Below are 19751 nucleotides of genomic sequence, written 5' to 3' on the forward strand. Positions count from 1 at the left end.
ACGCCTGAAGTATTCCCGGCAAGAGTGCTGAGCATCTTGAGCCGATGCTGAGCGCGCACGCGTTGACGAGTCGGGTCGAGGTACTCAAGATGGTTCGCGGGGAGGGGTTCACCACAGTCGGTGCATCCCAGCGCCAGGCACTGGCGCACATGCGTTCACGCATGAGGTTCTAGAAGTGTGTCTATTCGGACGCGCGCCTGTGCCATACGTGTCAACTACAACTGGGGAGTACCGGCAATGCGCCAGACAATCAAGAACTACATCGAGGCGGAAAAGGCCCGCCGCGAGGAGCTGGACGAGAAGGGTTTCTCGCTCATCGAGCTCATCATCGTCGTCGTGATCCTGGGGATCCTGGTGGCGATCGCAATACCGATCTTCGGCAACATCCAGGACACCGCAGCGAAGAACGCGAACTCCGCGGCTGCTGCGAACGGCGCCACGGCCGCTGCCGCGGCGTTCGCGGCGAGCGATGCCAGCGTCACCCCGGCATCCGCCGCGGCCTCGGCAGGATCGGGCAACATCCACACGGTGCTGATCCAGAGTGCAACCCAGTCGACGAAGACGACCGATGTCTGCGTCGGCGCTTATACGGGCTCTGCGCCTACGAGCTGGACCGGCATCACAAAGTCGACGCCGACCACGGTTGCGGCGGTCGCTGGGCCCGGCTGCCCGTAGTCGCTCCGTCTGCGAGGGCCGGGGCGGATACTCCGGCCCTCGCGGCATCATCTGCCTGGAATTCTGCGGCTTGGGGAGGTGCGCAGATGAGGGGACACAGCAGCGACGCTGCGGGGTTCAGCCTTGTCGAAGTGGTCATCGCGATGTTCTTGCTCGGCATCATCGCGGTCGCGATCCTGCCGGTGATGTGGAATGGCATCGCGTTCTCATCGCAGCAGGCGAACACCGCGACAGCCACGCGGTACCTCAACAGCGTGATCGACCAGGCCCGCGATAGTGCCCGGACCGCGACAGACAAGACGTCTTGGTGCACATTGGTGAAGTCGAACGCTACGGCCAACATCCCGAAAGATGCGGGGGGATTGGCGCTCTTCACCGTCCCGCTCGACGCAACGTCGTGCACGGTGCAGTCGGGATCGACGATGAAGCTCAGCTTCAGAGCAACCATGCCTGGTGTACAGGGCACGACCCTCACGTTGGCCGCGGTGGACGCATTGGTCTTCGTCCGATGAAGCGAATCGCAGAAGACGAGGCCGGCGTCACCCTTGTCGAGCTGATCGTATACGTCGTTCTCCTCGGCATCCTCATGGGCGTGATCTCGATGATCTTCGTGAACATGTGGTCTGCGCAGGCCGGCGTCACCTCACAGACTGCCGCCACGACGCGCGGCCAGTTGGTGAGCACCGAGATCGAGAAGGCCATGCGCAATGCGATCGCCTTCACGATTTCGCCTGACGGTACGACGCTCAGCGTCAACACTTCGTTCACCGCAGACAGACAGTGTCAGAACTTTGCTCTCAACTCCGACGGGTTGCGGATGAGCGTGACTTCGACTCCTGCGCCGAGCACGTGGCCGGTCTGGCAGGAGCGCGTCTCGTCCCTCGCATCGATGCCGGCATTCAAGCCGGCGGGAACGATGGGCGTCACCTATTCCTTCGTCTCCACCAGTGATTCCGGGCCGGTGAAGTTCACCGGCACGGCATACATGCGAAACTCGACCACCGGAAACATGGGGGGATGCTGATGGTGCTCCGAACTGCTCCGAACAACTCGGACGACCGGGGCGTCGCGCTGGTCGCCATCGTGGTCATCATGCTGGTCGGCGTCGTCGCAGCGATTCTGATCGCCTCATCGGTGATGTTCGCGCTCACCTCGAACGCGACAAACAGACAGCGCACCCAAGCGTTCATCGCCGCGGAGTCCGGCCGCGATCAAGCGTTGTCGAATGCGCTGGCCACGACGTGCACATTGAGCGCCACCAATCTCAAGACGACTCCTGGCGCGATCCCGCCGTACTACGAAGCGAGGACCGACATCTGCCCGAGTGCGACGGACTCGACCACGTTCGTCGTGACGTCGACCGGCTATGGTTCGGACGGCACCCGGAGCAAGATCACCTCCACGTACAGCCGCCTGGTGACCTACACGAACCAGCCCGGCGGGTCGCTCGCGTACATCGACGGAACATTCACCCTGACCCAATCGCAGTACAGCGGCGACGTCGTGATCCGCACGGGCAACTACGACTGTTCGACCAGTCACAGCACCATCAACGGCGATCTCTGGGTGCTGCAGGGTTCCGCAATTCTGAGCTCGAGTTGCACGGTGATGGGGAGCGTCTACACGCGGGACGACGTCACCTTCGGTTCCTCCGATGTCACCGTCGGCGGGCGGATCATCGCTGGACGCGATGTGACGGTCTCGACGAACAAGTTCAGCATCGGCAAGAGCCTGGTCGCGCCGGCCGTCGGCGATGTGCTCGCGGGGCGGAACATCGACTTCACCGGGGCGAAGTCAGGGGAGATCACGGGTAGCGTCCGGGCATTCGGCACCTATAAGCCGGGCTCCAGCGTGACCATCGCCGGAACCGCGGGCGGCAGCGTCTCACCGAACCCCGCGGTGTTCACGCCGACGCTCGACCAGGTCGAGAAGATGACCAGATGGGTGGATATCAACGCCGATGTAAGTCTTTGGGGCAGCGATGTCCAGTGGTACAGCGTGCCCAACGGCTCATGCGCGATGGACGTCACGTCCTATCTCACGACGGCCCCGGCTGCGGGCAAAGCCCGGATCGGCGTGGACTACTCGGCGTGCACGTCAGACGTCACCATCAAAGTCAATCGCACAGGCGCGCTCTCCTATGACACGGTGTTCATCGTTCCGCCGGCCGTCAAGATGGCGTTGAATCTCACGGGTGCTCCGACATCACCCACAGGGAGGACGACGCAACTCTTCATCGTCCACGCCGACGCGAATCCGAACTCCGTTCCCAACTGCGTGAGCGGCGCGGATGAAGATGACATCAAGGTGCCGAGCTCCACCGGTGTGAATCTGATGTTCTACACGCCGTGCGGCGTCGGCAAGCTGACGGGAAGCATGAATCCGTTCAACGGCCAGTTCTACGCGGGCAATTCAGGCAGCGTGAACTGGGTGCAGCCGGTGTTCACGTGCAAGTCGATGGCGTGGGCGCCTCTGATCGATCTCGGATGCAAGCTCGGCGAAACCGAAGGTACGGGCTCAGGCACGATCGTCGTCACCAAGCAGCCTGCCGTCCTCATCACTCAGGTTGAGGACTAGTGAACTCGCTCATCACCATCCTCGTCGTCCTGGCGGGAGTGCTCGGCCTCCTGATCGGGTCGTTCCTCAACGTGGTCGCCTACCGTGTGCCGGCGAAGATCTCCCTGCTGCGCGAGAGCCGGTGCCCGCACTGCGACACGGCGATCACGCCGTGGCAGAACGTGCCCGTGGTGTCGTGGATCGCTTTGCGGGGCAGGTGCGCGAACTGCAAGGCTCCGATCTCGGCGCGGTATCCGATCGTGGAGGCCGCGACCGGTGTCGCCTTCGCGGTGGTCGCTTGGTGGGGCCTGACGTCGGCGGGCGTGACGACCGGCGGTGGCATGACCACCGCGCACGCGTGGGCTGCAGGAATCGTGATCGTCGCGTACCTCTACTTCGCCGCGATCTCGATCGTGCTGACGCTGATCGACCTCGACACCCACCGCCTGCCGAACAGCATCGTGCTGCCGAGCTATCTCGTGGCCGGCATCCTGTTCACGCTCGCCGCGTGGTTGACGGGTGAGTGGGGACGGCTGCTCGTCGCCGGCATCGGCATGGCCGCGATGTACCTCTTTTATTTCCTGCTGCGCGCGGCTCGGCCCGGCGGCATGGGTGGGGGAGACGTCAAGCTCGCCGGCGTGATCGGGATCTATCTCGGCTGGCTGGGCTGGGGCGCGCTCGCTGTGGGAGCGTTCGCGGCCTTCTTGTTCGGCGGAGTCTTCGGCATCGCGCTCATGCTGTTCCGGCGCGCAGGACGAAAGACCGCCATTCCGTTCGGGCCGTGGATGATCCTCGGCGCCTGGACCGGAGTTTTCGCAGGCGAAGCCGTCGGCGAGTGGTACGTGAATCTCTTCGTGGGCGTCTGACGCCGACGGTCTTGGGGAAGGGGAAATCATGGGGAAGACCATCGTGGGACTGGAGGTGACCGAAGAGAGCGTCCGCGCAGCGGAGATCTCACTCGGTCGCAAACCTCAGCTCGTCGCGTACGGCGAGGTGCCGCTGCCGCCCGAGGCAGCGCGCGACTCGGAGGTGCTCGACTCGGGCGCCGTCGCGGTCGCGCTTCGGCAGCTGTGGACCGGCGCGAAGTTCAGGAGCAAGGATGCGGTGCTCGGTGTCGCCAGCCGCCGGATCCTGGTGCGCGAGTACACGACTCAGGCGATGAGGCCGGACCTCTTGCGCGAGGCGCTGCCGTACCAGGTGCAGGATCTGCTGCCGGTGCCCGCCAGCCAGGCGGTGCTCGACTTCTTCCCGCTGTCGCAGGAGGGTGACCAGGTCTCGGGTCTGCTCGTCGCAGCCGTGTCGGAGAACATCGAGCACATCATCTCGACCCTCGCCAAGGTCAAGGTGCGCGCGCAGGCCGTCGACCTCGCGGCATTCGGCCTCGCGCGCGTCACCGCGCCGCTGGCCTCGCCCGACGAGACCGTGGCGACCGTGAACATCGGCGACCACACGACGCAGGTAGTGATCTCGCGCGGCGGAGTTCCGCTCTTCGTGCGCCTGCTGCCGATCGATGTCGCCACCGCAGCCACGCGTCGCCACAGTGCCGAGATCGCCGAGCCCGAACTCGAACTCGCCGCGGTCGCGGCAGGCAACGGCTTCGGCAACGCCACCCGGCTCGGTGCGCCGAGTCGTGCCCGCGGTTCGATCCGCGCGGCGACGCCGCCCGGCGTTTCGGACCTGGCAGCCCGGCTGCGCAGCACTCTCGCGTTCTTCGGCAGCCGTCCGAACTCGGCTCCGCTCACGCGCGTGTTCGCCACCGGGGCCGGTGCGGCGGTCGAGGGCGTGATGCCCGCGCTGACCTCGGCGATCGACACACCGATGAAGGTCGTCCCGGTCGGCGAGGTGATCTCGATGTCGACTCCTCCGCCCGCCGGTGAGGTCGCGCTCAGCCTTGTCGGCACCGTCGGCATCGCACTCGGGGAGGCCGGAAAATGACCGCCATCGCCGTTCCCTTCTCGGGGGCGCCCCGCGTCAATCTCATGCCGCGCAGCGAGATCGCACGGCGCGAACGCGACTCGCTCGTCCGCCTGTGGGTGTGGATCGTGCTCGGCGCGATCATCGTGGCGGCGCTCATCATCGCCGCTGCCTTCGCGTTCAAGTTCTTCGCCGACCAGCGTCTCGTCGCGGAGCAGGCTCGCACGAACGCGCTCCTGACCGAGATCGCCTCCCTGTCGGAAGTGAGCCAGGCACTGGCCACGGAGTCGGAGCTGACGGACTTCCGTTCCGACGCCATGGCCACCGACCTCGCCTGGACGCCCGTGATCGCCAAGATCTCGAGCATCCTGCCCTCCGACACCACCATCACCGGTGTCGACTTCACGGTCGGCGGCGCACCGCAGGGCGATGACCCGACGGCGGAGCAAGGGGTCGTCGGCACCGTCACGTTCGACAGCGCGACGCCGATCGACATCGTGCCCCTGATCCGGGCGCTCCGCGGCGTCGACGGGGTCTTCTACGCCGACGGGCAGTCGGTCACCTCGAGCCAGGTGTCGGCGGGTCAGTACTCCTACCTGCTCGACGTCGAGTTCGACCAGTCCGTGTACTCGAACCAGTACGCGGCGGAAGAAGGGGGCGAGTGATGCCCAAGCACATCGTCACCGCGATCGGCCTCATCGTCTCGCTCGGCGTCATCGCGCTCGGGGTGTTCCTCGTCGCGATGCCCCTGTACTTCCAGGCGGTGGCGGTGGATGGTCAGACCGCGACCGTCGCGAGCACCAACGCGCTCTATCAGGCGCAGGTCGACGAGCTCACCGCTCAGCAGGAGAATCTCGACCGGATCAACGCCGATGTGGCGAACCTGCGCGCCCAGATCCCGGCCGCCGGTGAGCTCGACGACGTCTTCGAGGTGGTCGCACACGCAGCCGAGGCATCCGGTGTCCAGATCACTTCCGCGACTGCGGGCGAGCAGGTCGCCTACGCGACCCGCACCAGTGCGACCGCGGGCGACGCGGCCGCCGCGGTACCCGCACCGGCGCCGGAAGCGACGGATGCTGCCACCGACACGACCACCGGAGCAACAACGCCGCCCGCACCTGACGCCTCCACGGCAGCCGGTCGCCAGCAGGTGGACTTCACCATCAGCGCCACGGCCGGTGACATGGCGCAGGCGACGGCGTTCGTCGACGCGCTGCGCGCCGGCCCGCGCCTGCTGAACAGCATGGCGGTGACGATGACGCAGAGCGGTGAAGGCACCGTCGACATCACCGTCACGGCCCTGACCTACGTCGACGCGGAAGGGTGAGCACGATGGAGACCCTCGACTTCGAAACGCTCCTCGCCCGAGGCGCGCGCCACCGCGCGTCGGATGTGCACATCACCGCCGGGGCACCGCCGCTGCTGCGCGTCGACGGCGACCTGGTGCCCGTGCCGGGCTACCCCGGCGCCCTGGCCGAGGAGTGGGTGGAGCGCACCGCGTTCGACCTCATGACCGAAGGGCAGCGCGCCGAGTTCCTCGCGCACGGCGAGGTCGACCTCGCCCATGCGACGCCGGGTATCGGCCGCTTCCGCACCAACGTGTACCGGCAGCTCGGATCGATCGCGATCGCCCTGCGCTACATCCCCGATCGGGTCTACTCGCTCGAGGAGCTGGGCGCTCCTGAGATCGCGCGCGATCTGGCGCTCCGTCCGCGCGGACTGGTCCTGCTGACCGGCCCGACGGGTTCAGGCAAGTCGACGACGCTCACGGCGATGGTCGACATCGTCAACCAGCTGGTGCCGGCGCACATCGTCACGATCGAGGATCCGATCGAGTTCCACCACCAGTCGAAGCGGTCGCTCGTGCACCAGCGCGAGGTCGGACGTGACACGAACTCGTTCGCCGAAGCGCTGCGCCGCGTGCTGCGCCAGGACCCGGACGTGATCCTGATCGGCGAACTCCGCGATCCCGAGTCGATCCGCACCGCACTGTCGGCCGCGGAGACCGGTCACCTCGTGCTGTCCACGCTGCACACGCAGGGTGCGGCGAAGAGCATCAACCGCATCATCGACGTGTTCCCGGCGGATCAGCAGCACCAGATCCGCACCCAGCTCGGCGACACCCTGCAGGGCATCATCAGCCAGACCCTGTTGCCGCTTGCCCAGGTCAACGGCCGCACGATCGCGACCGAGGTGCTCATCAACACCCCGGCCGTGGCGAACATGATCCGCGAGGGACAGGTCGCGCAGATCTACTCGGCCATGCAGGCGGGCTCCGAGATCGGCATGCACACGCTCGACCAGGACCTCCGGCGCCTGGTCGCCGACGGCACGATCGCGCGCAACGTCGCGATGGACTTCGCGGTCGACCCGAAGAGCCTCGACGGCGTCCACATCAAGCCACGCGACCTCGATGCGGAGGAGTGGGCCCACCACGCCGGCGAGTGGCGGCAGGCCGACCCCGCAGCATCCATCACCGTCAATGCCGCGGCAGGGACGGGCATCGGCATGGGATCGCGCTTCGGCACGCCCACCGTCGGCGGGCGCGTCGATCCGACGGCGCGCGATGTCGGATGGGGTGGCGTCGACGACCTCGACGCCTGGACCACCGCGAACGAGGAGCGTTGACATGGCCGTCGTGCAGGAGTTCGTGTACCGCGCGGTCGATCCGCGCGGGGGAGCGGTCGTCAAGGGGACGATCGAGGCGGCCAGCGAGTCGGCCGTCACGGGCAAGCTCAAGGCGCAGGGGCTCACCCCTCTCGAGGTGACGCTGAAGTCCAACACCGGACTGAACCGCGACATCAAGCTGCCCGGCGCCACCAAGACCGTGTCGGCGCGGACGCTCGCGGTGTTCACCCGGCAGATGGCGGGGCTCATCAACGCCGGCCTGCCGCTGATGCGGACGCTCGCCATCCTGATCGAGCAGACGGACGACAAGAAGCTGCAGCCGGCGCTCGTGCAGGTGCAGGCCGACGTCGAGTCGGGCTCGTCGTTCTCGGCGGCGCTGGCGCGGCACCCGCAGACGTTCCCGCCGCTCATGCTCTCGATCGTCAAGGTGGGTGAGGCGGGCGGCTTCCTCGGGAGCGCGCTCGGCTCCATCGCCGACAACTACCAGCGCGAGGCGGAGCTGCACAACAAGATCCGTGCGGCGGTCACCTACCCGGCGATCGTGCTCGTGATCGCGATCATCGGCGTGCTCGTGATGGTGACGTTCGTCGTGCCGATCTTCGAGGGCATGTTCACGGGCCTCGGGTCTTCGCTGCCGCTGCCGACGCAGATCCTCGTGACCGTCTCGAACAACATGTGGTGGATCATTCCGGCGATCGTGCTGCTGGTCGTCGTGGCGCTGATCTGGTGGCGGGCCAACCGGCACACCGAGCAGTACCGCCGGTTCGTCGACCCCATCAAGCTCAAGATGCCGGTGTTCGGCAAGCTCACCACCAAGATCGCCGTCGCGCGCTTCGCGCGGAACCTCTCGATGATGCTGAACGCGGGTGTGCCGATCATCCAGGCGCTCGCGATCGTCGGACAGGCGTCGAACAACTGGAAGATCGAGCAGGCCGTGCGCGATGTGCAGGAGTCGATCCGCCAGGGCCGCTCGTTCGCCGCGCCGCTCGCCAAGGCCGACGTGTTCCCCGCGATGGTGCCGCAGATGGTATCGGTCGGTGAGGAGTCGGGCACGCTCGTCGACATGCTCGCCTCGATCGCCGACTTCTACGAGGACGAGGTCGAGACTGCGACGTCGCAGCTGTCGTCCACGATCGAGCCGATCCTCATCGTCGGCCTCGGCATCGTGATCGGCGGCATGGTGATCTCGCTCTACCTGCCGATCTTCACGCTCTACGGGGAGCTCGCGCAGCAGGCGTAGGAGTCGCGGTCCACTCGACGGCCGGTGCGCAGGGCGCCGGCCGTCGAGTACGTGCGGCTCACACCGTGACCCGCAGCACCTCTTCAATAGTGGTCAGCCCCTGTGCGACCTTCGACCACCCGTCCTCGCGCAGCGGGATCATGCCCTGCTCCAGCGCCACCTGACGGATCTCCGAACCGGTCGATCGCGTCACCACCAGCGACTCGAGCTCGTCGCTCAGCGTCATCACCTCGTGCAGCGCCACACGTCCGCGGTATCCGGTGCCGCTGCAGGCGGGGCATCCCACCGCTCTGAAGAGCTCGGGCACATCGGCAGGGTCGTGGGGGAAGCCGAGCGAGGTCAACACCTCCGAGGTCTCGACCAGCGGCTCGCGGCACCGCATGCACAGCCGCCGCGCCAGCCGCTGGGCGACCACCGCCGACAGCGCCGTCGCCACGAGGAACGGCTCGCAGCCGATCTCGGTGAGCCGGGTCACCGCCGACGGCGCGTCGTTCGTGTGCAGCGTCGAGAGCACCAGGTGCCCGGTCAAGGCGGCCTCGATGGAGATGTTCGCCGTCTCGAAGTCACGGATCTCACCGACGAGCACCACATCCGGGTCCGACCGCAGGATCGACCGGAGCGCCGTCGCGAACGTCAGCCCCGCGCGGTTGTTGACCTGCACCTGGTTGATGCCGGCGATGCGGTACTCGACCGGGTCCTCGACCGTGATCACGTTGATCTTCGGGTTCGCGATCGACCGAAGCGCCGTGTACAGGCTCGTCGACTTGCCCGAACCCGTGGGCCCCGTCGCCAGGATCATGCCGTGCGGCTTCGTGATGGCCTCGCGGAACCGCTTCTCGTTGGTGCTCGAGAACAGCAGGTCGCGCATGCTCATCGTCTGACCGGTGTTGTCGAGGATGCGCATGACGATCTTCTCGCCCCACACCGTGGGAAGCGTCGCCACGCGCAGATCGACCGTGCGGTTCTCGTGCGTGACGGAGAGGCGTCCGTCCTGCGGCTTGCGCTTCTCGGCGATGTCGATCGACGACATGATCTTGAGGCGCGAGAGGATGCCGTCCTGGATCGCCCGGTCGGCCTTCTGCATCTCGTGCAGCACGCCGTCGATGCGGAACCGCACGGTCAGCTGCTTCTCGCCCGGCTCGACGTGGATGTCGCTCGCCCGGTCGTTGATGGCCTGAGCGATCAGCAGGTTGACGAACCGGACGATGGGGGCGGTGTCGTCCTGCTCCTCGAGGCTCTCCGTGAACGCGGCCTGGTCGGCCTCGCTCGACTCCTCGATCGTCATCGACAGCTCGCTGAGCTCTTCGTCCGAGCGCAGGAATCGTTCGAACATGTTGAGCAGCGCGTCTTCGGCGACGACGACCGGCTCGACGAAGAGGTCCGTGATCGAGGCGACGTCGTCGAGCGCGACGATGTCGGTCGGGTCGAGCACGCCCACGGTGAGGCGTTCGCCGCGGCGGTCGACCGGGATCAGCCCGTACTTGCGGCACAGATTGCCGGGCACCAGCGCGACCACGTTCGGGTCGAGCGGCATCTCGGCGAGATCGACGTAGCGATGGCCGGTGTGCAGCGCGATCGCCTCGGCGACCTGGCCCTCGGTGACGAGCTTCGAGCTCACCAGCAACCGCTGCAGCTCCGGACCTTCGCCCACCTGGGCGAGGGCGGCCGACATGTCGGCAGCCCTCACTGCTCCTGTGAGCACCAGCGTCTGTGCAAGACCTCTCACGGCAATACCCCTATCCCCAGGGACATACTATGGCGCGCGCGTCAACCCTGGGATGCTCCTCGCCACCCGCTCGATAGGGTCGTGCCATGGCAGACCTGATCGCGAAGCTGACGGCCTGGGCACTCTCCCTCCGACCGGTGCGCATCTGGTTCCACTACCTCGAACGCCGCGGCCCGATGCTCTCCGACAGCATCACGTACCGTTCGCTGTTCTCGGTGTTCGCAGGGGTCCTGCTCGGATTCTCGTTCGCCTCGATCTGGCTCGCCGACAACCCCGCCGCGTGGCAGTCCCTGATCGATGCGGTGGATGCTGCGATCCCCGGCCTGCTCGGAACAGACGGCGACGGACTCATCGACGTCTCCACCATCGAAGCCCCGGCCGGCCTCACGATCGCCGGCATCCTCGCTCTCGTCGGTCTCGTGGGCGCCGCGATCGGCGCGATCGGGTCCCTGCGCGTCGCGCTGCGCTCGCTCGCCGATAAGGTCCACGACGACGTGTTCTGGATCTGGGTGATCCTGCGCAACCTGCTGCTCGCCATCGCCATCGGCGGCGGCTTCGTGCTGACGGCCGGTGCGACCTTCGTCGGCACCACATTCATCGGCGGCGTGCTCGACTGGCTCGGCATCAGCCACAGCGGGCTGGCGGACTTCGTCACCCGCAGCGTCTCGGTCGTCGTCGTCTTCCTCCTCGACATGGCGATCGTCGCCGTCGCGTTCGTCTCGCTCAGCGGCGTCAAGGCGCATGCCGCGTCGCTGTGGTCTGGCGCTCTCATCGGCGCGATCGGCCTGACCGTGCTGCAGCAGCTGTCCTCTCTCTTCGTCGCCGGCGCGGGCTCCAACCCGCTCCTCGCGTCGTTCGCATCGCTCATCGCGCTGCTGCTGTGGCTGAACCTCTCGGCTCAGGTGATCCTCCTCGCGTCGACCTGGATCATCGTGAGCGAGCGGCAGCGCGTCGACCGCGTGCGCGAGCGCTTCGGCTCGCCGACGTTCGCCTTGCGGCGCGTGCGTCAGGCGGAGGATGCTGTGCGCGTGGCCACCGAAGAACTCGAGCACGCCCGCGCCGACGCCGAGCGCGAGAAGGCCGCCGCCGGGACGCACGAGAAGAACCACGAGAAGTCATGAGCGAGCGCGTTCCCACCTACACCGCCGACCAGGTGCGTGCGGCGGAACGCCCCCTGATCGACGCCGGAGTCCCACTCATGCACCGCGCGGCCGCGGCTCTCGCCGACGTCGTGCGCGCCGAGCTCGCGACGCCCGACACCGTCCTGACCCTCACTGGCGTGCTGGAGCCCGTGATCCGCGAGTCGCCGGTCGCGCTCCGGCCGCGCGTGCTGGTTCTCGCCGGCTCCGGAGACAACGGCGGCGACGCGCTCTACGCCGCAGCCCGGCTCACCGGCGTCGCCGACGTCGACGTGCTGCTCGTGTCGGAGCGCTTCCACGAAACCGCCCTCGCCGCCGCTGTCGCCGCCGGCGTCCGCCGCGTCGATCTTCCCGAGGTCGACGACGACCTGCGCCACTACGCGCTCGTCGTCGACGGCATCGTCGGCATCGGCTCCTCCGCAGATTCGGCGCTGCGCGGTCGCGCCCGCGGGGTCGTCACCGCGATCCGCGACGACCTTCGGAGAGGGGGACGGATGCCTCGCCTCATCGCCGTCGACCTGCCCAGCGGGCTGCACCCCGACACGGGCGCCGCCGACGACGCGGTGCTCGCCGCATCCGTCACCGTCACGTTCGGCGCGGTGAAAGCCGGACTCGCCACCGGACGCGGCCCGGAGCTCTGCGGCGACGTCGTCCTCGTCGACATCGGTCTCGGCTCCGCGCTGCAATCGGTCGAGCCCGCGGGCGCGGCATCCGTCTCCCGCATCGTGACGGTGTGGCAGGACGCTTAGCGCGCGTAGCGCTCGACGAACGTGCGCAGCATGAGGCTCGGGTGCGACACCGCGGCGCGGCGCACGGCGGCGAGGGTGAGCTCGAGCTCGTCGGCGGCGAAGTAGCCGTAATCGGCGTAGGCGTGGATGCGCGTCGTGATGCCCTCGACGTCGAGCTCGGGGTGGAACTGCGTGGCGTACACGTTCGCGCCGACGCGGAACATCTGCACCGGGCACGTCGGCGACGACGCGAGCAGCGTCGCCGAGGCGGGGAGCTGCGTGATCGCCTCTTTGTGCCCGACGAAGGCGCCGAAGGTCTCGGGCACACCGGCGAGCAGGGGATCGGATGCCCCGGCCTCGGTCACCGTCACCGGCACGACGCTGATCGGCTCGGAGTAGGTGCGGTCGATCACCGCGCCCTGGTGCGCGCCGAGCGTGCCGACGCCGTAGCACGCGCCGAGGAACGGGAAGTCCCGCGCGACCACCTCGTCGAGGAGGATGCCGAACTCCTGCTCGACCCGGCGCTGCGTCGGCGACTTCTTGTCGAGCGGGTCGGACGCGTTGAACGGCCCGCCGCCCACGAAGATGCCCGAGAGCTCGTCGAGCTCGAGCCGCGGCATGGGCTCGGCCTCGAGCCGCACCCGGATGAGCTGGTCGGGGGAGAGGCCGGTGTAGCGCAGGAAGAGCGCGTACTCCTCGTCGGCGGGCACGTCCTCGGCGCGGGTCGCGAGGAGGACGAAGGGCTTCACCGCACCAGCCTACGGCGGGAACACGGATGCCCCGACCCTGCGCAGAGCGCCGGGCCGAGGCATCCGTCGATCCCTACTTGCTGAACTGGTGCGTCCAGGTCGACACGGCACCCGCGGCGACGGCGAAGCCGGCCTTCGGGACCGCGGTGACCTGCACCTTCGAACCGGCGGGAACCTTGACCAGGGGCTTGGCGGCCTTCACCCCGTCGACGTAGTAGTCGAACGCCTTGTCGGGCGTGACGACGACATGGTCGGACTTCGATCCCTTCGGGTCGGTGAACTTCGGCGCACCGGGTGTCGCCGGCTTCGTGAGCACGGGCACGTTCGCGAAGTCCATGTCGCTCGCGAAGTAGTAGCTCGTGTACGACGGCTGGTTGTACGTCGTGTTCTGGCGGGCCACCTCGGCGCGGTACTGCACGTCGTGCATGAGCGTCGGCAGCTTGTGCGTGGTCACCTCGGTGCTCGTGTAGATGCGCAGCGCGCTCGAGTCGGCGGTGCGCACGAGCAGCTCCTCGCGCCAGTCGCCGAACACGTCGGCCACGAGCGACGGGTTGCCCTTGGTGCCGTTGTTCGTGCGCGTGCCGTCGGCCGTGAGCACGGTGCCGCGGGTCCAGTCCTTGATCGTCGGCGTGAGCTCCAGCGCCCCGTCGACGACCTGGGTCGTCATGTCGGCGGCCCAGCGGATCGACTGGTTGGTTCCGGGAGTGGATGCTGCGAGCGGCACGTTCGCCGCACTCAGCAGGCCCGACCCCTCGGTGCCGTTGGGCATGCTCGCCCACACCTCGAGTCCCGGCACGTCGGAGCGCACATCGCCGATCATGCTGCGGCCCGTGTCGCGGCCGGAGTACGCGCCGAAGAGCACCTCGCCGGTCGCGGCATCGCGCATCGCCGAGCCGTAGGGCGCGAAGGTCGCGCCCTCGTGGGCCGTCCAGATCTCGAGCCCCGGGCGGTTCGGGTCGATGTCGGTGACGTGCATCGCGTCGCCGTGGCCGAGACGCACGTTCTCGCCGGGCGCTGCGCTGCCTTCGGGCAGCACGTCGAACGAGCTGTACAGCAGCCCGCCGTCGTCGTCGAGCGTCGCCGAGCCGTAGACGATCTCGTGCTTGCCGTCGCCGTCGACGTCCGCCGCGCTCAGCGAGTGGAAGCCCTGCGTCGTGATCGAGCCGTACACCGGGTCGGTGCCGTCACGCCCGTGCGGGCCGTCGTTGAACGGGTTCGTCATCGGCACGTGGCCGCTGTCGATCGCCCAGCGCGTGGTGAGGTGCTCGCCGTCCCAGTCATAGGTGTTGACGGTCGTGCGGGTGTAATAGCCGCGTGCGAAGACCGCCGACGGGTGCGTGCCGTCGAGGTACGCGACGCCCGCGAGGAAGCGGTCGACGCGGTTGCCCGGCTCGATGCGCGCCATCGCATAGTCGCCCCACAGCAGGCCGTCGTCGTCGCGGCCGGGCTCGTACCGCACGGTCTCGAGCTCTTCGCCCGTCGCCGAGTCGAACACCGTCAGGTACTCGGGCCCGTCGAGGATGAAGCCCTCGAACGTCGTGAGGTCGTTGCGCGCACTGCGCGCGGGCGCGTAGGTGCCGATGAAGTAGTCGACGAGCTCGGTCGCCGATGCCGTCGACAGCGGATACTCGTGCGTCACCGGAATGCCGAACGCCTCCTCGAGGGTCGCCGGCCAGTGGCCCGCCACGACCTCGGGGTGCTCCGACCAGCCCTGGAACATCTCGATGAGGTGCTGACGGTAGTCCGCGGCGCTCATGCGGTAGTCGTCGGCTGCGGTGTACCCGGCGGCGAGGTCGTCGGCGAGCATCGTGATGCCGGTCTCGGACGCCACCGTGCCGTCGGCGTCGTAGCGAATCGACTTCGTACCCGGCGCCGTCTTCATCATCGTCTCCGACCGGCCGTCGCCGTCGAAGTCGTAGACCATGAACTGCGTGTAGTGCGCACCCGCGCGGATGTTGACGCCGAGATCGATGCGGTTCAGCAGCGTGCCGTCGAGCTCGTACGTGTCGACGTAGACCGGGCCGGTGTAGCCCTTCTGCGACACGTCCTTCGAGTTCGACGGGTCCCACTTCACGATGAACTCGTACGCGCCGTCGCCGTCGACGTCGGCCACCGAGGCGTCGTTCGCCGAGTACGTGTACTTCTCGCCGTCGGGGAACATCACGCTCTTCGGCGCGACCCCGTCGGCGGGCTTCTGCAGCGGCAGGTCGTAGAACCCGTCGCCCCACACCGACACGGGTGCGGACTGCGCGCCGGTCACGTCGTGCCACGCGGGGGCGACGGTGTAGACGGATGCTGCGGACCCGCCCGCATCCGCATAGTTCGTGCTGTCGTCGACCGTGGCGATGCGCTCACCGTCACGGAACACCGCGAACGACGGGCCGCTCACGCCCGTCTCGGTCGCGGGGCCAGCCTCGGTGCCGAGCAGGCGCCAGCTGAGGAACACGCCCTCGTCGGTCGACACGGCGACGAGGCCGCGGTCGAGGGCTTCGAGCTGTGCGCCGCTGGGGGACGGCGCGGGTTTCGCGGCGGGCGCGACGGCCAGCGCGGGGTGCGCCAGTCCGAGTGTGAGTGCGCACGCGGCCGAGCCGGCCACGAGCACGCGGACAGAGGTGCTGCGGAGATTCATCGTCGAATCGCTCTCCTGAGGTTGCGGCCCGCTGGGGACGGGCCTTCATCGTTGTAAACGTAAGGAATACGTTTTCCCGCACGACCCTAGTCAGCCACCTACGCCCCGGTCAACGGGGTGGCCGAAGACATTGGAACGATTTAATGTGCGTCGGGCGTGCAGAGAATCGGAGGTCTCTCGCGACACGCCGGGTCGCAGCATCCGTCAATCAGAACTCAGGAGGCGTAGGTGACGAGGCCGAGTTCGACCGGCGACACGAGCTGCGGGTGCGCGGGGCGCACGCGCACCGTGTAGCCGAACGTGCCCGTCACGCTGAGCGGGAGAATGCCGCTGAACACGACCGCGCCGTCGACCGCGTCGCCCGTGGGGGAGAGCCGGTACACCGAGTGGTCGCGCGAGAGCGTGTCGTCCTCGTTCGTCGCGCCGTAGAGCAGCTCGACGGCGAGGTCGTCGGGGGCGAGACCGTCGATGCGCACGTCGGCGCGCACCTCGAGCACGTCGCCCGCCTGCGCCTGCTGCGGGATGCCCGAGCTGTCGACGCTCGCGATCGACACGCGACCCCACGCCTCGCGCACGCGCGAGACGAACGCGGCGACCGCGCGCGCCTCGAGGAACTCGTTCGCGCGGAGCGTGACGTCGTGCGCCGCCGCCGGCACGTACAGGCGCTGGACGTAGTCGCGCACCATGCGGTCGCTCGTCGCCTTCTTGCCGAGCTCGGTCATGGTGTGGCGCACCATGTCGAGCCACCGCAGCGGAATACCGCCTTCACGCTCGTAGAAGCGCGGCACCAGCTGGTGCTCGATGAGGTCGTAGAGGGCGGCCGCCTCGGCGTCGTCGCGCTCCTCGTCGTTCGCCGCGGTGTCGGCCGTCGGGATCGCCCAGCCGTTCTCGCCGTCGTACCACTCGTCCCACCAGCCGTCGAGGATCGACAGGTTGAGCGCGCCGTTGAGCGCGGCCTTCATGCCGCTCGTGCCGCACGCCTCGAGCGGGCGGAGCGGGTTGTTGAGCCACACGTCGCAGCCGGGGTAGAGGTCCTTGGCGAGCGTGATGTCGTAGTCCGGCAGGAAGACGATCCGCCCGCGCACCTTCGGGTCGCGGCTGAAGCGCACCAGCTGCTGGATCAGGATCTTGCCCGAGTCGTCAGCGGGGTGCGACTTGCCGCCGATCACGATCTGCACCGGGCGCTCGGGGTCGGTCAGCAGCCGCGTCAGCCGCTCGGGGTCGCGCAGCATGAGCGTCAGGCGCTTGTACGTCGGCACGCGGCGCGCGAAGCCGATGGTGAGCACCTCCGGGTCGAGCAGGTCCTCGACCCACGACGGGGTGTGGCCGTTGGAGACGGATGCTGCCACCCGCCGCCGCGCCTCGGCCACGAGCTCGCCCTTCATCTCCTGGCGCACGCCCCACAGCTCGGCGTCGCTGACGACGTTCCGGTCGGTCCAGTCGTGCGTGTCGGTGTGCGCGTCGCCCCATGCGCGCTCGCTCACGGCCTTGAGCGCGGGGTGCACCCAGGTCGGGGCGTGCACGCCGTTGGTGATCGACGTGATCGGCACCTCGTCGGTGTCGACGCCCGGCCACAGCATGCCGAACATGCCGCGGCTGACCTCGCCGTGCAGCACCGAGACGCCGTTGGCGTGCTGGCCGAGGTGCAGGCCGAGCACGGCCATGTTGAAGACGCCCTGGTCGCCGCCGTCCCACGTCTCGAGGCCGAGCGCGATCGCGCGGCCCGCGTCGAGGCCCTGGAAGAGCCCGCTCGAGAGAAAGTCCGCGATGAGGTCGCGGGGGAAGCGGTCGATGCCCGCGGGCACCGGCGTGTGCGTGGTGAAGACCGTGCCCGCGCGCACCTGCGCGAGCGCCTCGTCGAAGCTGAGGCCGTCGTCGGTGATGAGCTCCGACATGCGCTCGAGTCCCTGGAACCCGGCGTGCCCCTCGTTCGTGTGGTAGACGTCGGGCGTGGGGCGGCCGGTGAGCGCCGACCACGCGCGCACCGCGCGCACACCTCCCACGCCGAGCAGCAGCTCCTGCAGCAGGCGGTGCTCGCCGCCGCCGCCGTAGAGGCGGTCGGTGACGCGGCGCATCTCGTCGGTGTTCGACGGCGTCTCGGAGTCGAGCAGCAGCAGCGGGATGCGGCCGATGTCGGCGACCCACACGCGGGCGTGCAGGCGGCGGTCGCCCGGAAGGTCGAGCGCGATCTCGACGGGCGCACCGTCGGTGTCGCGCAGCAGCGTCAGGCCGAGACCGTACGGGTCGAGCAGCGGGTAGCTCTCGCGCTGCCAGCCGTCGTCGCCGATCGACTGGCGGAAGTAGCCGGCGCGATAGAAGAGGCCGACGCCGGTGAGCGGCACGCCCAGGTCGGACGCGCTCTTGAGGTGGTCTCCGGCGAGGATGCCGAGGCCGCCGGAGTACTGCGGCAGCGAGCCGTCGACGCCGAACTCGGGGGAGAAGTACGCGATGTGCACGGGCTTGTCGCCCTCGAGCTGCTGGAACCAGCGGTCACCCTCGAGGTAAGCGGTGAGGCGCTCGTCCTCCTCGCGCACGCGGGCCACGAACTCGTCGTCGCGGGCGAGCTCGTCGAGGCGCTCCTGGCCCAGCGCCCCCAGCATCCGTGCGGGGTTCGCGCCGATCTCGTCCCACAGGGCGGGGTCCATCGAGGCGAACAGCGCGTACGTCGCGCGGCTCCACGACCAGCGCCAGTTCGAGGCGAGGCGGTCGAGCGGGGCGAGAGTTTCGGCGAGGACGGGGCGGACGGTGAACGTTCGGATGGCCTTCACGCTCGCGATTCTAGGGGCATAATCTGGAAGCGCTTGCACCGGTTCGGTGAACAGCAGTCTTCGCTTCACCAGGTCTACGCTGACGCTATGGCAATCGCACGACTGCACGGCGGACCCCTCGACGGACAGATCATTCCGCTCGACCCGACCGTCTCCGACTCGTACATCGTTCCCTACGGCGAAGGACAGCTCGTCTATCACCGCGAGGGCGCCGAGACCCACACGGGCGACCAGGACGGCCCGACCGAGACGCGCTTCGTCTACGTCGAGGCCACCGAAGACATCGACCCGAACCCGGACGGTCGTGACGACTGACCAAGGCTCCACCGACGGCGGCTCGCAGTCCCTCGAGGTCGAGCTGAAGTTCGACGTCGACGACGCCACGCCGCTGCCCGACTGGTCGGTGCTGCCGGGCGTCGCGTCCGTCGGTGAAGCCGAGCACCGCGCGCTCGACGCCGTCTACCTCGACAGCGACGACCTCGCGCTCGCGCACGCCGGCTACGCGGTGCGTCACCGCACCGGCGGACCCGACGAGGGCTGGCACATCAAGGGCCCTCGCGGCGCCGACGGCGGCCGGCTGGAACAGCAGTGGCCGCTCACCCCGGTGGATCGGATTCCGGATGCCGTGGCCGCCGCGGTCTCGAAGATCGCGAGCGCATCGGACTTCGCGCCGATCGCGCGCATCCGCAACCAGCGCACCGCCTACTCCCTGCGCGACGCGGGCGGGGGAGTCGTCGCGGAGTTCGTGGACGACCACGTCGTCGCGACCGACGAGCGTGCCGGGGTGGAGCGCACCTGGCGCGAGTGGGAGTTCGAACTCGGGCCCGCCGCGCCCGACTCTGCCGGCGAGCGGGCCGCGCTGCTGGCCGCCGCGGAGGCGGCGGTGCACGCCGCAGGCGGCCGGGCCGCAGCATCCGATTCCAAACTCGCCCGCACGCTCGGCGCCTGAGCACACGAGAACGCCCCGGCCCTCCGAAGAGGTCCGGGGCGTTCGGCGTC

At 68.5% G+C, this 19751-nt stretch carries 18 protein-coding genes; 14 read left to right on the forward strand and 4 right to left on the reverse strand.

Annotation, left to right across the window (positions count from 1 at the left end; genetic code table 11):
* Positions 1-237 precede the first annotated feature (237 nt).
* The 10 genes from ACFC1I_RS01005 (at position 238) to ACFC1I_RS01050 (ending at position 9013) form a co-directional block, all read left to right on the forward strand.
* Positions 238-675: a type IV pilin protein gene (locus ACFC1I_RS01005; protein ID WP_376005924.1), complete on the forward strand. Its 438-nt coding sequence runs from the start codon at positions 238-240 to the stop codon at positions 673-675.
* An 86-nt stretch (positions 676-761) separates the two neighbouring features.
* Positions 762-1187, forward strand: a complete 426-nt coding sequence (locus ACFC1I_RS01010) for a prepilin-type N-terminal cleavage/methylation domain-containing protein (protein ID WP_376005926.1) — start codon at positions 762-764, stop codon at positions 1185-1187.
* Positions 1184-1699: a type II secretion system protein J gene (locus ACFC1I_RS01015; protein ID WP_376005928.1), complete on the forward strand. Its 516-nt coding sequence runs from the start codon at positions 1184-1186 to the stop codon at positions 1697-1699. The genes ACFC1I_RS01010 and ACFC1I_RS01015 overlap by 4 nt, the downstream gene beginning before the upstream one ends.
* Positions 1693-3252: a hypothetical protein gene (locus ACFC1I_RS01020; protein WP_376005929.1), complete on the forward strand. Its 1560-nt coding sequence runs from the start codon at positions 1693-1695 to the stop codon at positions 3250-3252. Before ACFC1I_RS01015 ends, ACFC1I_RS01020 begins: the two co-directional genes overlap by 7 nt.
* The gene (locus ACFC1I_RS01025; protein ID WP_376005930.1) at positions 3252-4097 is read left to right on the forward strand and encodes a prepilin peptidase; all 846 of its coding nucleotides are present in this window, start codon (positions 3252-3254) and stop codon (positions 4095-4097) included. Before ACFC1I_RS01020 ends, ACFC1I_RS01025 begins: the two co-directional genes overlap by 1 nt.
* A gap of 28 nt (positions 4098-4125) precedes the next feature.
* Positions 4126-5166: a type IV pilus biogenesis protein PilM gene (gene pilM / locus ACFC1I_RS01030; protein WP_376005932.1), complete on the forward strand. Its 1041-nt coding sequence runs from the start codon at positions 4126-4128 to the stop codon at positions 5164-5166.
* On the forward strand, positions 5163-5810 hold the full coding sequence (locus ACFC1I_RS01035; RefSeq protein ID WP_376005934.1) for a hypothetical protein: 648 nt from the start codon (positions 5163-5165) through the stop codon (positions 5808-5810). The genes pilM and ACFC1I_RS01035 overlap by 4 nt, the downstream gene beginning before the upstream one ends.
* The gene (locus ACFC1I_RS01040; RefSeq protein ID WP_376005935.1) at positions 5810-6472 is read left to right on the forward strand and encodes a hypothetical protein; all 663 of its coding nucleotides are present in this window, start codon (positions 5810-5812) and stop codon (positions 6470-6472) included. The genes ACFC1I_RS01035 and ACFC1I_RS01040 overlap by 1 nt, the downstream gene beginning before the upstream one ends.
* A gap of 5 nt (positions 6473-6477) precedes the next feature.
* Positions 6478-7773, forward strand: a complete 1296-nt coding sequence (locus ACFC1I_RS01045) for a type IV pilus twitching motility protein PilT (protein WP_376005936.1) — start codon at positions 6478-6480, stop codon at positions 7771-7773.
* A gap of 1 nt (position 7774) precedes the next feature.
* Complete coding sequence (locus ACFC1I_RS01050; protein WP_376005938.1) at positions 7775-9013, forward strand: type II secretion system F family protein; 1239 nt, start codon at positions 7775-7777, stop codon at positions 9011-9013.
* Between the two features lie 58 nt (positions 9014-9071).
* On the opposite strand, the gene ACFC1I_RS01055 is transcribed toward ACFC1I_RS01050, so the two are convergent.
* Entirely contained in the window at positions 9072-10739 is a 1668-nt protein-coding gene (locus ACFC1I_RS01055; RefSeq protein ID WP_376005939.1) for a GspE/PulE family protein, read from the reverse strand.
* Between the two features lie 86 nt (positions 10740-10825).
* Here ACFC1I_RS01055 and ACFC1I_RS01060 point away from each other — a divergent pair, with 86 nt between their 5' ends.
* On the forward strand, positions 10826-11860 hold the full coding sequence (locus ACFC1I_RS01060; RefSeq protein WP_376005941.1) for a YihY/virulence factor BrkB family protein: 1035 nt from the start codon (positions 10826-10828) through the stop codon (positions 11858-11860).
* Positions 11857-12627 (forward strand): NAD(P)H-hydrate epimerase, encoded by a 771-nt coding sequence (locus tag ACFC1I_RS01065; protein ID WP_376005942.1) that lies wholly within the window; start codon positions 11857-11859, stop codon positions 12625-12627. The genes ACFC1I_RS01060 and ACFC1I_RS01065 overlap by 4 nt, the downstream gene beginning before the upstream one ends.
* Here ACFC1I_RS01065 and ACFC1I_RS01070 read toward each other — a convergent pair.
* The 3 genes from ACFC1I_RS01070 to glgP all read right to left on the reverse strand — a co-directional run bounded on the left by ACFC1I_RS01070 (position 12624) and on the right by glgP (position 18752).
* Entirely contained in the window at positions 12624-13355 is a 732-nt protein-coding gene (locus tag ACFC1I_RS01070) for a glutamine amidotransferase (RefSeq protein WP_376005944.1), read from the reverse strand. The two genes, ACFC1I_RS01065 and ACFC1I_RS01070, sit on opposite strands and share 4 nt — an antisense overlap.
* Before the next feature lie 73 nt (positions 13356-13428).
* A complete protein-coding gene (locus tag ACFC1I_RS01075; RefSeq protein ID WP_376005946.1) occupies positions 13429-15984 on the reverse strand; it encodes a rhamnogalacturonan lyase in 2556 nt (851 codons plus the stop codon).
* A gap of 215 nt (positions 15985-16199) precedes the next feature.
* Entirely contained in the window at positions 16200-18752 is a 2553-nt protein-coding gene (glgP, locus tag ACFC1I_RS01080) for an alpha-glucan family phosphorylase (RefSeq protein WP_376005948.1), read from the reverse strand.
* 87 nt (positions 18753-18839) lie between these two features.
* Here glgP and ACFC1I_RS01085 point away from each other — a divergent pair, with 87 nt between their 5' ends.
* Both ACFC1I_RS01085 and ACFC1I_RS01090 read left to right on the forward strand, forming a co-directional pair.
* Positions 18840-19067: a response regulator gene (locus ACFC1I_RS01085; RefSeq protein WP_376005950.1), complete on the forward strand. Its 228-nt coding sequence runs from the start codon at positions 18840-18842 to the stop codon at positions 19065-19067.
* Complete coding sequence (locus tag ACFC1I_RS01090) at positions 19057-19701, forward strand: CYTH domain-containing protein (RefSeq protein ID WP_376005952.1); 645 nt, start codon at positions 19057-19059, stop codon at positions 19699-19701. Before ACFC1I_RS01085 ends, ACFC1I_RS01090 begins: the two co-directional genes overlap by 11 nt.
* Positions 19702-19751: the final 50 nt, after the last annotated feature.

It is taken from the genome of Microbacterium sp. NPDC056044, from assembly GCF_042267145.1.
GTDB lineage: Bacteria > Actinomycetota > Actinomycetes > Actinomycetales > Microbacteriaceae > Microbacterium.